Genomic DNA, 15,574 nt, shown 5'->3' on the forward strand with positions numbered 1-15,574 from the left:
TCGAAATATTTTTCAGGTTATAGTGGTATTTAAAGGGGGAATTCCATGCTCAGTAAATTTATTTCATATTATAAAAAGCATTCAAAGCTTTTTATAATAGATATAATTTGTGCCTTTTTTATAGCAGCCTTTGATTTAGTATTTCCTATAATGTCAAGGGAAGTTGTAGATAATGTAATACCAAGTGGAAAGATTAGAACCCTTTATATTTTTATAGTAGTTTTAGTAATTTTATATATTTTAAGGGCTATATTTAATTATGTAGTTGATTACTGGGGACATGTTATGGGAACCAGAATGGAATATGACATGAGAAGGGATTTATTCACACATTTACAAACACTTGATGTACATTATTTTGACAACACTAAAACTGGATACATAATGTCTAGGATAGTAAATGACCTTAGAGATATATCTGAGCTTGCTCACCATGGACCAGAAGATATCTTTTTATCCTCTATTATGTTAGTAGGTTCCTTTTTAATACTAATAAGAATTGAATGGAGACTTACTCTAGTAATATTTGCCTTTGTGCCTATAATTATATGGTTTGCAATAAAGAAGAATAGAAAAATGCATAAGGCATTTAGAAGTGTAAGAAAGAAGATTGCAAAGGTAAATGCACAGGTGGAAAACAGTATATCTGGAATAAGGGTAGCAAAATCCTTTACAAATGAAATATATGAGAGACAGAAATTTGATGAGGGAAATAGGGAGTTTAAAAATGCTAGGGAATTTGCATTTAAATCTATGGCAGAATTTTTTACAGGGGTTCATTTTTTACTAAATATACTAAATGTAGTTGTACTAGGCTTGGGAGGATATTTTGTATATAAGAATGTTATAAAGGTAGGAGAATTATTGGCATATATTTTATATGTAAACTTTTTTATGCAGCCTATTAGAAGACTTACCTTCTTTGCTCAACAGTATCAGGCTGGTATGACAGGTTTTGAAAGATTTTGTGAAATAATGAGTATAAAACCTAGAATAGTAGATAAGAAAGATGCAGTAGACCTAAAGGATGTAAAGGGTAGAATTGAATTTAAGAATGTTTCTTTCAGCTATAAGGATGATAAAAATACTGTTTTATCAAATATTAATCTTACTGTAGAGGAAGGAAAAACATTGGCCTTAGTTGGACCTTCCGGAGCTGGAAAGACTACCTTATGTCATTTACTACCAAGATTTTATGAGGTAGATGAAGGAGAAATTACAATAGATGACATAAATATTAAAGATATTACTATTAAATCATTGAGAAAAAATGTAGGATTGGTCCAACAGGATGTATTTTTATTTACTGGAACTGTTAAAGAAAATATTTTATATGGAAATCCTAATGCTACAGATGAGGAAATTATTGAAGCTGCTAAAAATGCAGATATACATGATTTTATAATGAGTCTTCCAAATGGATATGATACATATATTGGTGAAAAGGGAATAAAATTATCCGGTGGTCAAAAACAAAGAATTTCTATAGCAAGGGTTTTTCTAAAAAATCCACCTATTTTAATACTAGATGAAGCAACGTCAGCCTTAGATAATGAAACAGAAATTAAGATTCAAAAGGCTCTAGAAAGGCTTTCTAAGGGTAGAACAACTATTGTAATCGCCCATAGGCTATCTACAGTTAAAAATGCAGATGAAATTGTTGTATTAAGTAATAAGGGTATAATTGAAAGGGGTAACCATGAAAAATTAATTGAGGAAGATGGATTATATGCAAAACTGTATAAAGCCCAATTTAAAGGATATATTCCTGATGAAATAGATTAATTTTTGTGTCAAAATCCTCCCTCTTTCATAAGATGATATTGTAGGGAATTATATGAAAGGGGGATAAAGATGTTAGAATATCCACAATTGTACTATGATGTTTATCCTAGAGTTAGATCATGTGTAGATAGACATAATTACCCAGGTAATCCTGATATGTATCCATATCCCAATAGAGAACAATTAGATACAATGGTTAATGAAGTATATGATGAAATGATTGAAGAGTATCCAGAAATTGACAATGATCCAGGTGAAAGAAGACGCCCTAGATCACAGCAAAGACCATTTTTTGGTAGAAGAAGAATATTTAGAGATTTAATAGGTGTACTACTTATACAAGAGCTATTAAGAAGGAGAAGATATCCCTATGGATACTATAGAGGATATCCAGGCTATCCATATGGTTACTTATATGATTATCCAGGATATGATTACTATTAAAAATATGCCCACAAAAGGTGGGCATAAATTTTTTTATATTAACAATTATTTCCTTTACAAACCTTAAGGCATTGGGCACATCCCTTTAAAGCATAGGGCATACATCTATAAAGATGGAATGTATTGTTTTCAAAGGCATTTGCCGGACATGATTTAATGCACTCTTCACATTCTGTACAGTGTTTTTCAGAAGTTTGTAATATAAGAGTATTTTCTGTTTTAAAAGGTGCATTAGTAAATATGGCTGCATATAGAAGACCTGAACCGTATTTTTTGTTTACAACTAATCCATTTCTTCCCCATTCTCCTAAACCAGCTGATACTACAAGGGGTCTAAAATCACCATATATTGATAAAATAGTTTTATAATTAGTTATATATCCTTCTCGTTTTAATTCTTTAGCAATCATATCTTGTACATTTTTGCTAATAAAATAGACTTCTCCTAATTTTTTAGTTAGGGTAATAGGAAAATTAAAAAACCATTTATCTGAATATTCAAAACCCATTATTATTACAGGTTCTGTTCTTCTAATTTTAGTATATCCAACTAATAAAGCCCCATTATTTAGGGCCTTTTTTGTTATATATCTCTGTAAATCTGTAGTATCCAAAAGAACCCCTCCAAAGCTGAAAGTATAAGATAAGTTTTTGTTAAAATAATAAAAATATTCATATATTAATTTTTAGGCCTTTATAGTAAAAATTAAGTTAATTTCTCTATGACTATGGATTAATTGAAGAATTTTTAGTAAAATGTAAATAAGAAAACCTTTTTAAGGATGTGCTGCTATGAAAAATATTGTAAAGTATTTTTCTTTTAGTGACAAAAAATTGTTTTATATTTTTAATGGTACTCTTAAATGTAAGCTTCTTGATATTATTATGCCCTATATAACAAAATTAGGTGGTGCATTTTTTACAATAGTTTCTGTTTTATTATTAATAGTACTTGGAAAAGATAAAGTAAGAATTATTGGTTTTGAGTCTTTAACTTCACTGACGGCAAGTCATCTATTAGTTCAAATTTTAAAACGTACTATTTCAAGGATTAGACCATACGATATCCTTAAGAATATAAATACCTTTAATATAACCCTAGAGGACTATTCATTCCCTTCAGGCCATACTACAGCAATATTTTCAATTGCCATTGTATTATCACTTAATATTCCTAGTTTTATGATACCGGCAATTTTTATAGCAACTCTAGTAGGTTTTTCAAGGATATATCTAGGAGTTCACTATCCATCGGATGTTGTGGTGGGAATAATATTAGGTAGCATGACATCAATATTAACCCATTCTACTTTTGTTAATTATGTAATATAAAAACCAGACAGATAATCTGTCTGGTTTTTATATTACATTTATATTTTGAACCTAAACATTTTCTCTTTAGTTTCTTGGGCTATATTTAGTAATTTTTCAGATGTGGAATAAATTTCTCTAACTGATTCAGTAACTTCTTCAATTAAGGAAGTTGTTTGGCTTATAGAACTTTGAATTTTATTTGAAGTATCTGAGATTTCATCCATGGATGTAGAAGCTTCAGAAATAGATGATGCTTGCTCTTCATTAGAAGAGGATATCTCTTGTATCATATTATCAACTTTTTCAACCTCTTCTGTTACTTCCTCTAGTATTTCATAGGAGTTTTTAGAAATGCCTTCTATTTTATCTAAGACTTTATCAAAGCTTTCTATTTCTCCACTTAGGGTTGAAATTTCAGACTGTATTGAGCCAACAACTGCTTCAATTTCATTTATTGATGATGCTGTATTTTCTGCTAGTTCTCTTATTTCTTCTGCTACAACTGCAAATCCCTTTCCATGTTCACCAGCACGGGAGCTCTCAATCATAGCATTTAATGCTAAAATAGATGTCTGTTCTGCTATTTTGTTTATAGTGTCAACTATAATACCTATTTTATCAAATCTACCCTCAAGATTATTAAAAACCTCTTCAATATTATCGAAGGATTTTTTTAGATTAACAATTTCACTTACTATATTATTAAATGCATTTTTACCTTTATGGGTTGTATCACTTGTATTATTGGAATATGCGGCTATTTCTTGGGAGGATGCTGTAATTTCTTGACCTATTTCATTTAATCTTGACAGTTTATTGTTTATATCTTCTATTAAATTGTTTGTATTAGCCATATCCATATTAATATGCTCAGATTTTTCTGCAATCCCATCCATACTTTCAGTAATAGTATTAATATTTCTTTCTATACTATTTGCAATATTATTTAAACTTTCAGTTGATTTAGTAGTATCTTTTACCATACTTGAGATACTATCTACCATTAAATTAATACCTTGACCTAATGCAGTAATTTCATCACCTTTTTCAATAGGAAGCCTTTTACTTAAATCCCCCTCTGCAATTTTTTCTGTAAATTGGATTAATTCTTTTATTCTACTTAATATTAATTTTCTTACTATTATAACTGTTACAATCGTTAATACTATCATGTTCATAAATGAACTTAGATATATCCCAAGTTTTATACTAAAAAAGCTAAGTTTACTTATGTACTTGTTTATAAAATTTGCTATAAAAGGTGTAAAAAATTGAGCTATTACAATCCAGAAAATAAACTTATATACAATTGATTTTCCAAAGTTTAAATTAGTAAGTTGCTTAAAGCTTTTAATTTTACTTATTTCATCCTTCATTATTTGCCTCCTTTTCAGTAATAGTTAATTTTACCATGTTAACAGTTCCCATTTTATAACCAAAATATCTATTTTTCAAGGGTTTTAGAGGATAATAACAAAAATTTTACATAAAATTTCCCCTAGCATAACACTAGGGGAAAAAATTACATAATATTAAAGTATTTCTATTTAGAAAAAAGGTATGAACTTATATCCTGCCAATTTCCTTTTAACATTTCTTGATATTTACCATAGAATAAATCCTTATGTTCTTCTTCCCACTCAGCAAGTCCTTCTAAGAAGCTTTTAACAGCTTCATTTTCTACTTCCTTAGCAGCATTTTTGTAGAATTCTGCAAAATCATTTTCTATTAAATAGGCTATACGCATAACTGTTAAATCATATAAGTACTCATCATCTAATATTGAATTATCTGCAAATATTTTTGGACTTTTTACATAATGTTCTTCATCTATAACCCATGAAATTACCTCTAAATCCTTTTTAGCATCTAACTCATTAAGTTTTTTCTCAAGTAAGTTGTAATGGTCCTGTTCAATATTAACCAATTCATCAAAAAGTTCTTTTACTGATTCATTTTTTACCTTATCCCTGTAATGACTGTAAAAGTTAACCCCCTGTTTTTCCATCTTTTGAGCAAACTTGAGTATTTGAACTATCTTTTCAACATTACCCATAAAAAACCCCCTTTTTATTATCTTAAGTTTTTTATACCCTAGTAAAACGATAATAAAAGTAAAAATAGATTAATTTTAAAAATAAGTGGTATATATAAGATAAGTTAAAAATTAAAAAGGGGGCGTGGATATGCGTTATAATAAATTTTTAAAAGAAAGAATTTCTGTAAGGGAGTATAAGGATAAAAAAATAGATGACAATTTAAAAGAAAACATAAAAGAAAATATTAATCTTATACACAAGAAATGCCGTGACAATAATATAAAATTAAGCTTTTTAGAAGATGGTAATAAAATATATGAAAAATTAGAAGGTAAAGCAGGATATTCGGGAGTTATGATAAAAAGTCCCTATTATATTGGACTTGAAATAAAAGAAAAAGACTATAAGACACTAATAAGTTCAGCCTATTTTACAGAATCATTAATAACTGAAATAGAAAATTTAGGATTAGGAACATGTTGGATTGATGTTAATGATGTTTCTGATGAAATAAAGAAAGAATTATTTTCATCTATCCATTTAAAATACTTAATTTCTATAGGATATCCTAAACATAAAATAAAACAGATGGACTCACCTAAGGAATTTGATTACTTAGGTAAAAGGTGGATTGTAGGTAAAAGACCTGCAGGTTCTTCTCCAACTAGTAGTAGGCTTTCTGTAGAAGAAATTGTATATAAAGAAAAATGGGGAAATAAAATTGGTACAAATGAACTAGAAAATAGGGGATTATTAGATTTATTCTATTATGTAAGATATACACCATCCCATCTAAATAAGCAACCATGGAGATTTATTTTAGAAAATAATAAAATAGTTTTAAATACTATAGAACCTAAGGATAAGAAAAATTTTATAGACTTAGGGATTATGATGTATTATTTCGAGAATATAGCAAAGGAAATGGGGATTACAGGCAACTGGAAATTATTAGATATAAATAGTGAAAATGTAGAAGATAAGGATTATATTGCTATAGGAGAATTTAAAATTTAGTTTTAAAAGATAAATATGTATGATACAATATAAATTGTTTTAAATTAACCTCAAGTAGGATACTACTTGGGGATTTTTTTGTGTTATTTATCTAATTTAATGGTATAATAAATTTATAATTATTTTAAATGGATAATTATTTTCTTTTAAGAATGGAGTGATTTTAATGGAAACTTTATTAAAGGTTTTAAAAGAGAAGGGATACAAGATAACTCCACAACGTATAGCTATTTACAGGGTATTAAATAACACTAAAGAACATCCAAGTGCAGAAATTATATATAAGAAACTTGAAAAGGAATTTCCAACAATGAGTTTAGCAACTATATATAAAACACTTGAAATATTTAAAAAGTCTGGTTTAGTACAGGAATTAAATGTTGGAGAAAATAGCTTTAGATATGATGCAAATGTAAAGGACCATCCTCATATAATATGTTTAAAATGTAATAAAGTTGATGACTTACCAGAGAATTTATTTACCCATCTTAAAGATGAAGTAGGGAAAGTTTCTGACTATAAGGTCCTTAGTAAGCAATTATATTTTTATGGCTATTGTCCTGTCTGTAAAGGTGAGTAAGGTTTCACTTGTAATAATAAATAAATATATAGTACTTGCTACCTAATTTAATCTTATTTAGTAATATAATGTCGAAACTGGTTGCATAAGATTAGTAACTAATTTAAAATAATAATAGTCACTATACAATATATATGTATAGAAAAAGGGATACACCACAACATGAAGGGGTTGATAGCTTGGTAACTAGAGTGCAAAAGAGAAATGGAACCATCGTTGATTTTGACATCAAAAAGATAGCAGAAGCTATTTTTGCAGCAGCAAAGGCAGTAGGGGGAGATAATAGGGAAGAAGCAGAAAGACTTGCTAATATTGTTAAGGGAATATTAGACGAGTTGTATGGAGCTAGTATTCCTACGGTAGAAGAAATACAAGATGTAGTTGAGAAGGTACTTATAGAAGAGGGACATGCCAAAACTGCTAAGGCTTACATACTTTATAGGCAAAAGCATGAGGAATTAAGGGATGTAAAAAATCTATTTATGGATGCAGAACGAATGATTGAAGAGTATGTATCATTTGAAGATTGGAGAGTTAATGAAAATGCTAATATGGGATTCAGTCTTCAAGGGTTAAATAATCATATTGTTGAGTCTATAACAAAGAAATATTGGTTAAATAAGATATATAGAAAAGAATTAAGGGATGCACATATAAATGGAGATTTACATATACACGATTTAGGACTTTTAGCGCCCTATTGCTGTGGTTGGGATTTAGAGGCCTTACTTCTTCATGGATTTAAAGGAGCAGAAGGTAAAATAGAATCATCACCTGCAAAACATTTTCAATCTTTTCTAGGACAAATAGTAAATTGGCTTTATACACTACAGGGTGAGGCAGCTGGGGCACAGGCTGTAAGTTCCCTTGATACATATGCCGCACCTTTTATTTATTATGATGGTTTAAATTATGAAGAAGTTAAGAGGATAGTTCAAAGCTTTGTATTTAATCTTAATATACCTACAAGGGTTGGTTTCCAAACGCCTTTTACAAATATAACATTAGATATAGCTCCACATCCAATGCTTAAAAATATGCCAGTTATTATTGGTGGTAAGAGAATGGATAAGACATACGGAGAATTCCAAAAAGAGATGGATATGTTTAATAAAGCCTTCTGTGAAGTAATGATGGAAGGTGATGGAGCTGGAAGAAGCTTTAGTTTCCCAATTCCTACAATTAATATAACTAAAGATTTTCCATGGGATTCTAAAATTGCAAACAAGATTATGGAGATGACAAGAAAGTTTGGTACACCTTATTTTGCTAATTTTATTAACAGTGACCTAAATCCAGAAGATATTCGATCAATGTGTTGTAGACTTCGTCTAGATAACAGAGAATTAAGAAAAAGAGGTGGAGGTCTATTTGGTGCTAATCCACTAACAGGGTCAATTAATGTTGTAACACTAAATATGGCTAGAATAGGCTATCTTGCCAAAGATAAAGAGGATTTCAAGAGAAGAGTTAGAAAGCTTATGGAGCTTGCTAAAGAAATATGTGAGGCAAAGCGTACAGTTCTTGAAAGATACATGGAAGCAGGCCTTTATCCATATTCAAAATTCTATCTTCAAGGAATTAAGGATGCAGAGGGAGAATATTTCAAGAATCACTTTAGTACTATAGGATTAAATGGTATGAATGAAGCATGTGTAAATTTAATTGGTAAAGATATTACTACTGAAGAAGGAAATGAATTTGCAGTTGAAATAATGGAATTTATGAATAAAGTTATTCAAATATTCCAAGAGGAAACAGGAAGCCTATGGAACTTAGAAGCATCGCCAGCAGAAGGAGCAGCCTATAGATTTGCAAGATTAGATAAAAGAATGTATCCTAAGATCTACACTCAAGGAGATAAGGAACCATACTATACAAACTCAACTCAACTTCCAGTAGGACATACAAAGGATGTGTTTGAAGCAGTAGAACTACAAGAAAGATTGCAGACACTATATACAGGAGGTACAGTACTTCACGGATTTATTGGAGAAGAGATAGATAGTGTTGAAATAGTAAAACAATTAATTAAGAAAGTATTTGAAAAAAGCCAAATACCATACTTTACTGTAACTCCAACCTATAGTATATGTCCTGATCATGGATACTTAAGGGGTGAACAGTTTAACTGTCCTGAATGTGGTAAAGATACTGAAGTTTGGACGAGAGTTGTAGGGTTCCATAGACCAGTTCAATCATGGAATAAGGGTAAAAAAGAGGAATATAAAGATAGATTAGAGTTTGATGTAAACCATAGTTTAGAAGGCAAAAAGAAAAGACATACTGCTTAAAATATGATAATTACTAATGAGGTGTATATATGTATTTTAAAGGTCACCAAAAATCCTCTTTTATAGATTATCCTGATAAAATAAGCACAGTTTTATTTACTGGTGGGTGTAATTTTAAATGTCCCTATTGTCATAATTCTGATTTAGTTTATAACAAAGGAGAAAAGATAGAGGCTGAATATATATTTAGCTTTTTAGAAAAGAGAAAAAAGTTTATAGACGCTGTCTGTATATCCGGTGGAGAGGCAACCCTTAATAAAGGATTATATGACTTTGTTAAAGAGTTAAAAGATAAAGGCTTTTTAGTAAAACTAGATACAAATGGAACAAATCCTAGATTATTAAAAAGTTTTATAAAAGATAAACTCCTAGATTACATTGCAATGGATATAAAGGCACCATTTAACAAATATAATAAGGTTACAGGGGTTATGGTTGAAATAAATAAAATAAAAGAAAGTATAAGTCTAATAAGGGAATCTGATATAGACTATGAATTTAGAACTACTGTATGTAAAGAGCTTATAACTGAAGATGATATAATAAATATTGCAGAAGAACTAAAAGGCTCAAAACGATATATTATTCAAAACTTTAGAGATGGTGATACGATTTTAGCAGGAAAGGGAAGGTTAACACCCTATAAAAAAGAAGAATTAAAGGATATTGAAAGAAAAATAAAGGATAATTTTATAGAGTTTAAGGTTAGATCATAAAACGCAATTCTAATATATGAATTGCGTTTTTATTATTAATAATATAATTAATATGTTAAACTAATAGGGAAACTAATTATAGAGGTGAAGACTGTGAAAAAGCTAACTAAAGCAGATAAAAGAAATAATTATCTTATACTTGCTAAAAAGTTTCAAGAAGATGGTAATGAAATAAAGGCCTTAAACTTCTACAAAAAGGCATTGGAGTTTGATATTAATGATATTGAAAGATTAAATATTTTATTTAATATAGCCCTTTTACATGATAAGTTAGGCAATAAGAAGGAGGGAATAAAAACATATAAAGAAATACTTAAAATAGATTCAAAACAAGCTGGAGCATATTATGGTATAGCTATAATTTATGATGAGTTGGGTAATAAGGATACTGCTCTAGACTATTATTCTAAAGCAGCAGAAATAGATCCAGAATATGATAGGGCATATTTTTACATGGCTAATATATACGATGAAAGGGAAGATAAACAAAGGGCTATAAAGTATTATAAAAAGGTTATTTCACTGGTACCTGAAGATTATATAGCATATAACAATTTAGGTTCTATATATGAAGAAATAGGAAAATATGATAAGGCATTAGAAATGGTAAAAGAAAGTATAAATATAAATCCTAATTATTATAAAGCATTATTTAATATGGGGGTTATATTAAAACACTTGAAAGATTTAGATGGAGCCCTTAATTATTATACACTAGCTATTAATGCTAATAAAAATTATCCCTATTCATATTTAAATAAGGCTGTTATTTATATAGAGAGTAAAAGATTTGACGAAGCTATAGATGTATTAACAGAGGGGATAAAACACAACCCAGAAGTTGGATTCCTCTATTACAACAGGGCATGTTGTTTTGCTAGAAAGGAAATGAAAAGAAAAGCTATAGATGACCTAAAAATGGCGATAAAATTATACCCTAGATTTAGAGAAAAAATAAAAAAAGACAAAGATTTAAAAGGATTACAAAGTGAAGAAGAATTTAAGAAATTATTATAGGGAGATATATCTCACTGTAATAACCAATGGTTAACAAGAAAAAATAATTTTTTGTAAAATAAAGAAGGAATCTATATAAAAAAATCGAATAATGTAAGATATATGTTAAATTAATTAATAAATTAAAAATATAAAAAATACGAGTTATTATGTAACGGCATTATTTAAAGGGGGGCGTATATGAAGGACGAAAATAATAAAGATAAAAAAGTAGTAAAGGCTAAAAAAGCCTCTAAAGGAAAATCTAAATTAAGGACAAAACTTTTAGTAATTAGTATGCTATCTATTTTAGTTCCACTTATTGTTTTAGGATATTTATCTTACCAAAAATCCTTTGAGATTTTGGAAAATAAATTTCAAGTTACAAATGAGCAAAGAATAACAGAGATTAATAGTGGAATTAATAAATTTTTAGAAGGCTTAGAACAACAGGCATATGTTTTAGCGGACAACTCATCATTCCCTAAAATGTTAGAAGAAACAGATAGCATTGAAGATAACGTTTTACCAAATTCAGAAAATGAAGAATTAAAAGAAGATAATCTAAAAGTCGAATATAATAAACTAGCTATGGAATTATTAAAAAATACTAATGAAAGCAGTAAAATAATACTAAATACATATTTTGGAACAGAAGGGGGACAAATGCACCTATACCCCGAAACAGAACTACCAGATGATTTTGACCCAAGAACAAGACCTTGGTATAAAAAGGCTTTGGAAAACAAGGGACAAGTTATATGGACTGAACCATATGCTGATGCTTCTTCTGGAAATACAACTATTACTGCTGCTAAAGCAGTTGAACATAATGGAAAAATAGTAGGAGTTATAGGTATAGATGTCCTTTTAAATGAGCTTTCTAATGAGGTATCTAAGAAAGTAATAGGTAAAGAAGGTTATGTTTATATTACTAGTAGAGATGGAATTATTTTAGCTCATCCTGATAATAAATTAATAGGAACTAATGATGTAACTAACTATAGCTTCTGGGAAGATATTAAATCTAATAAAAATGGATTTATTGAGTATTTACATGAAAACACTAAAAAATTTGCAAGCTTTGTAACTAATGAAAAGACAGGTTGGAAATTAGTTGCAGCAATGAATGAAGATGAATTACTAAAGGATACAAATGTAATCAAAAACTTTGTTTTAACAGCTATAATTATTGCAATAGTCTTAGCTATTATAATGGCTACAATTGTTGCAAGAAGTATAGCAACACCTTTAAATAGGCTTAAGGAGGCATTTAATCAAGCAGCCTCTGGAGATTTAACTACTAGGGTAAATATAAATAGAAAAGACGAGTTTGGAGAGGTAGCTGAAAGCTTTAACAAGATGGTAGAAGATATTAGTAAACTTATTAAGGATGTTAAAGAAGCTTCAAGAACAGTACTAGATTCTTCAAGTTCTTTAGCAGATACAACAGAACAGACAACAACTGCAACCAATGAAGTTGCAACTACTATAGAAGAAATTGCTAGAGGTGCAAATGACCAAGCAAAGGATACAGAAATAGGGGCAGGTAAAGTTACTGAATTAGCTAGTAATATAGAAAGTGTTGCAAATTCTACAGAAGATATGAGTAAATTATCAGATGAGACTAATAATTTAGTTGATAGTGGATTAAATACAGTTGAATTATTGACTAAAAAGTCTCAAGAAAATAAAGATGCATCAGCTAAAGTAAATAGTATTGTAAAAGAAGTTGACAAAAGGGCTGATGAAATAGGAAAAATAACTGAAACAATAGGTGAAATAGCAGAACAAACTAACTTGTTAGCTCTTAATGCAGCTATTGAGGCTGCAAGGGCAGGAGAAGCAGGAAGCGGTTTTGCAGTAGTGGCAGAAGAGGTTAGAAAACTTGCTGAACAATCTTCAGCTGCTGCAAATGATATAAAAGTACTTATAGAGGGAATACAAGGACAATCTAAAACAGCTGTTGAGGCAATGGGTAAAGCTGGTGTAATAGTTGAAGAGCAAAATGAGGCTGTAGGTGAAACAGAAAGTATATTTAATCAAATATCAAATACTATAAAGATGCTTACTCAAAAGTTTGATGAAGTGAAAAACTATAGTGAAGTTATGACTAATAAAAAGGATGAAATTGTTAAAGTTATTGAAAATATATCAGCTGCATCACAACAAACTTCGGCAGCAACTCAGCAGGTTTCTGCATCAGCAGAAGAACAGTTGGCAGCTATTGAAGAAGTAGATAGATATGCTAATGAGTTAGAGGGACTTGCTAAGAGGCTTCAGGAATCAACAGAAAAGTTTAAAGTAAATTAAAAAGGATATAAATATTAAAACTCCTTCCCATTTATATGGAAGGAGTCTTTTTCATTCTTTAAATTTTCAAGAAAACAAACAAGTTTCTACAAAATTTGACAGACCTTTTTTTATAATATTATAAGTGGTAATGTTGTGGACTGACCAGTTGTTTTTCACTGGAAGGGGGAGAATAATGAAATATAGATTGGAAAATCTGATTGATATAGAGAAATTTAGAAAGCTAATGGAAGAATTTTACAATATATCTAATATTCCCTATGGTCTTATTGACTTAGAAGGAAATGTTGTATGTGGTGCTGGTTGGCAGGATATTTGCACCAAATTCCATAGAGTTAATCCTAAAAGTGCAAAAAGATGTGAGGAAAGTGATGCTTCAATAAAAAATAGAACTAAAAAGCTAGATCTAAATAAAAAATATGGCTTCTATAAATGTAAAAATGGCTTGATAGAGGGTTTTATTCCGATTATCGTTAGAGAAAAGCATATAGGTACTTTATGCTTCGGACAATTCTTTTTTGAAAAGCCTGATGTTGAGCATTTTAAAAAGCAAGCAGAGGAAATGGGATATGATAAAGAAGCTTATCTTAAAGCCCTGTCAAAAGTACCTGTATTAGACAAGGAACAAGTAGAAGGTTACATGAGATATTTTGTCAGATTAGCAGAGATGTTATCTGATATTGGACTCCAGCAATTTAAATTAAAAGATTCAGAGAAATTACTATTACAGTATAATAAAGCCTTAGAGGATTTAGTTGCTGATAAAACAGAAAAATTAGAAGAATTAAGTGAAAAACTTCAGAATGATGAATCTCAACGAAAAACTATTGAAGAAAATCTTAAAGAAACTAATAAGCGTTATGAAAAACTAATGGAAGTTTTACCAGGAGGTATAGTTATTCATAAGGAAGGAGAGATTATTTTTGCTAACTCTTCCTTTGCTAAACTCTTAGGAGAAGAAGATTCAGAAAAATTTAAGGGAAAAAGTGTATTTAGCTTTATACATCCAGATCATTATGGAAAAGCAAAAAATAGAATAAGTAGAAGTAAAAAAGGAGAACCTTTATCATTAAGGGAATACAAATTTGTGAAAGTTAATGGAAAAGTTATAGAAGTTGATGCAATCAGTACTTCATTTCCGTATGATGGAGAAACAGCTATACTGTCTGTTATTAGAGATATCTCATATCGTAAGCAGGTTGAGAAGCTTAAACAAAAGGTTGAAGAAAAAATGAAACTTCTTAAAGAAGTACAGGAATATGATAAAATTAGGACAGAATTTTTTGCTAATTTGTCCCATGAGATACGAACTCCTTTAAATTTAATATATAGTACCTTACAATTACTTGAGTATGATCTAAAAAGGGTTTCTAATGATTTAGAGAAAACAAAGTTTAATAAACGCTTAGGAATAATTAAGCAAAATTGTAACAGGCTTTTAAGATTAACTAATAATATTTTAGATATGACTAAAATAGATTCTGGATATTTTAAATTAAAATTTCAAAATTGTAATATAGTAAAGATTATAGAAGATATAACATTGTCAGTTGCAGAGTTTGGACAAAATAATAACATAGAAATTATTTTTGATACAGATGTTGAGGAAAAAATTATTGCACTTGATACTAATGCAATTGAAAGGATTATGTTAAACTTATTATCAAATGCTGTAAAGTTTACTGGAACTGGTGGTAAAGTTTTAGTTAAAATAACCACTACTGACGATACAGTAATTATATCTGTAAAAGATACAGGAATAGGCATACCAAAGGAAAGGATTAATACTATATTTGACCGTTTTACCCAAGTAGACAAATCCTTTGTAAGGAGTCATGAAGGTAGTGGTATAGGTCTATCTATTGTAAAAGCCTTAGTAGATATGCATGATGGAGAAATAAGTGTAGAAAGTGAATATGGAAAGGGAAGTGAATTTATTGTTAAGCTTCCTGCTAGACAAATAGAGAATGAAAATGGAGAATTAGAAAACTGTAAATCAGATAAAGATTACAAGGATTATATGGAAGTAATTGATGTAGAATTTTCAGATATATATGCATCTTAAATGGCACTTTT

The 15,574-nt window shown here is 29.4% G+C and carries 13 protein-coding genes; 10 read left to right on the plus strand and 3 right to left on the minus strand.

All coding sequences use genetic code 11. The features are described 5' to 3' along the window. The first annotated feature begins 45 nt into the window (after positions 1-45). A complete protein-coding gene (locus tag BET03_RS09320; RefSeq protein WP_120169651.1) occupies positions 46-1,785 on the plus strand; it encodes an ABC transporter ATP-binding protein in 1,740 nt (579 codons plus the stop codon). 69 nt (positions 1,786-1,854) lie between these two features. After that, on the plus strand, positions 1,855-2,229 hold the full coding sequence (locus BET03_RS09325) for a hypothetical protein (protein ID WP_120169653.1): 375 nt from the start codon (positions 1,855-1,857) through the stop codon (positions 2,227-2,229). Between the two features lie 38 nt (positions 2,230-2,267). Here BET03_RS09325 and BET03_RS09330 read toward each other — a convergent pair whose 3' ends face one another. Further along, positions 2,268-2,843: a 4Fe-4S ferredoxin gene (locus BET03_RS09330; RefSeq protein WP_120169655.1), complete on the minus strand. Its 576-nt coding sequence runs from the start codon at positions 2,841-2,843 to the stop codon at positions 2,268-2,270. A gap of 178 nt (positions 2,844-3,021) precedes the next feature. On the opposite strand from BET03_RS09330, the gene BET03_RS09335 reads away from it, so the two are divergent. Then, positions 3,022-3,561 (plus strand): phosphatase PAP2 family protein, encoded by a 540-nt coding sequence (locus BET03_RS09335; protein ID WP_120169657.1) that lies wholly within the window; start codon positions 3,022-3,024, stop codon positions 3,559-3,561. A gap of 38 nt (positions 3,562-3,599) precedes the next feature. On the opposite strand, the gene BET03_RS09340 is transcribed toward BET03_RS09335, so the two are convergent. Both BET03_RS09340 and BET03_RS09345 read right to left on the minus strand, forming a co-directional pair. Next, the gene (locus BET03_RS09340; protein ID WP_120169659.1) at positions 3,600-4,919 is read right to left on the minus strand and encodes a methyl-accepting chemotaxis protein; all 1,320 of its coding nucleotides are present in this window, start codon (positions 4,917-4,919) and stop codon (positions 3,600-3,602) included. A gap of 167 nt (positions 4,920-5,086) precedes the next feature. Beyond that, positions 5,087-5,599, minus strand: a complete 513-nt coding sequence (locus BET03_RS09345; protein WP_120169661.1) for a ferritin family protein — start codon at positions 5,597-5,599, stop codon at positions 5,087-5,089. 130 nt (positions 5,600-5,729) lie between these two features. Between BET03_RS09345 and BET03_RS09350 the strand changes: the two genes are divergently transcribed. The 7 genes from BET03_RS09350 to BET03_RS09380 all read left to right on the plus strand — a co-directional run bounded on the left by BET03_RS09350 (position 5,730) and on the right by BET03_RS09380 (position 15,563). Beyond that, the gene (locus BET03_RS09350) at positions 5,730-6,599 is read left to right on the plus strand and encodes a nitroreductase family protein (RefSeq protein WP_120169663.1); all 870 of its coding nucleotides are present in this window, start codon (positions 5,730-5,732) and stop codon (positions 6,597-6,599) included. Between the two features lie 166 nt (positions 6,600-6,765). Beyond that, entirely contained in the window at positions 6,766-7,179 is a 414-nt protein-coding gene (gene perR / locus BET03_RS09355) for a transcriptional regulator PerR (protein WP_120169665.1), read from the plus strand. A 134-nt stretch (positions 7,180-7,313) separates the two neighbouring features. Beyond that, positions 7,314-9,473, plus strand: coding sequence for a ribonucleoside triphosphate reductase (locus BET03_RS09360; protein WP_183108810.1), 2,160 nt, complete (start codon positions 7,314-7,316; stop codon positions 9,471-9,473). Positions 9,474-9,502: 29 nt separating this feature from the next. Then, positions 9,503-10,189, plus strand: coding sequence for an anaerobic ribonucleoside-triphosphate reductase activating protein (locus BET03_RS09365; protein ID WP_120169669.1), 687 nt, complete (start codon positions 9,503-9,505; stop codon positions 10,187-10,189). A 93-nt stretch (positions 10,190-10,282) separates the two neighbouring features. Next, complete coding sequence (locus BET03_RS09370) at positions 10,283-11,206, plus strand: tetratricopeptide repeat protein (protein ID WP_120169671.1); 924 nt, start codon at positions 10,283-10,285, stop codon at positions 11,204-11,206. Between the two features lie 180 nt (positions 11,207-11,386). Beyond that, positions 11,387-13,498, plus strand: a complete 2,112-nt coding sequence (locus BET03_RS09375) for a methyl-accepting chemotaxis protein (protein ID WP_120169673.1) — start codon at positions 11,387-11,389, stop codon at positions 13,496-13,498. A 175-nt stretch (positions 13,499-13,673) separates the two neighbouring features. Further along, a complete protein-coding gene (locus BET03_RS09380; protein WP_183108811.1) occupies positions 13,674-15,563 on the plus strand; it encodes an MASE3 domain-containing sensor histidine kinase in 1,890 nt (629 codons plus the stop codon). The last annotated feature ends 11 nt before the right edge of the window (positions 15,564-15,574 follow it).

The sequence above is a fragment of the Thermohalobacter berrensis genome, assembly GCF_003609645.1.
Lineage (GTDB): Bacteria > Bacillota > Clostridia > Tissierellales > Thermohalobacteraceae > Thermohalobacter > Thermohalobacter berrensis.

Excerpts from the sequence above, each read along its gene's own strand:
- BET03_RS09360 (WP_183108810.1), top strand. The coding sequence starts at position 7,314 with ATGTATAGAAAAAGGGATACACCACAACATGAAGGGGTTGATAGCTTG.
- BET03_RS09345 (WP_120169661.1), bottom strand. The coding sequence starts at position 5,599 with ATGGGTAATGTTGAAAAGATAGTTCAAATACTCAAGTTTGCTCAAAAG.
- BET03_RS09365 (WP_120169669.1), top strand. The coding sequence starts at position 9,503 with ATGTATTTTAAAGGTCACCAAAAATCCTCTTTTATAGATTATCCTGAT.
- BET03_RS09375 (WP_120169673.1), top strand. The coding sequence starts at position 11,387 with ATGAAGGACGAAAATAATAAAGATAAAAAAGTAGTAAAGGCTAAAAAA.
- BET03_RS09340 (WP_120169659.1), bottom strand. The coding sequence starts at position 4,919 with ATGAAGGATGAAATAAGTAAAATTAAAAGCTTTAAGCAACTTACTAAT.
- BET03_RS09380 (WP_183108811.1), top strand. The coding sequence starts at position 13,674 with ATGAAATATAGATTGGAAAATCTGATTGATATAGAGAAATTTAGAAAG.
- BET03_RS09325 (WP_120169653.1), top strand. The coding sequence starts at position 1,855 with ATGTTAGAATATCCACAATTGTACTATGATGTTTATCCTAGAGTTAGA.
- perR (WP_120169665.1), top strand. The coding sequence starts at position 6,766 with ATGGAAACTTTATTAAAGGTTTTAAAAGAGAAGGGATACAAGATAACT.
- BET03_RS09320 (WP_120169651.1), top strand. The coding sequence starts at position 46 with ATGCTCAGTAAATTTATTTCATATTATAAAAAGCATTCAAAGCTTTTT.
- BET03_RS09335 (WP_120169657.1), top strand. The coding sequence starts at position 3,022 with ATGAAAAATATTGTAAAGTATTTTTCTTTTAGTGACAAAAAATTGTTT.
- BET03_RS09350 (WP_120169663.1), top strand. The coding sequence starts at position 5,730 with ATGCGTTATAATAAATTTTTAAAAGAAAGAATTTCTGTAAGGGAGTAT.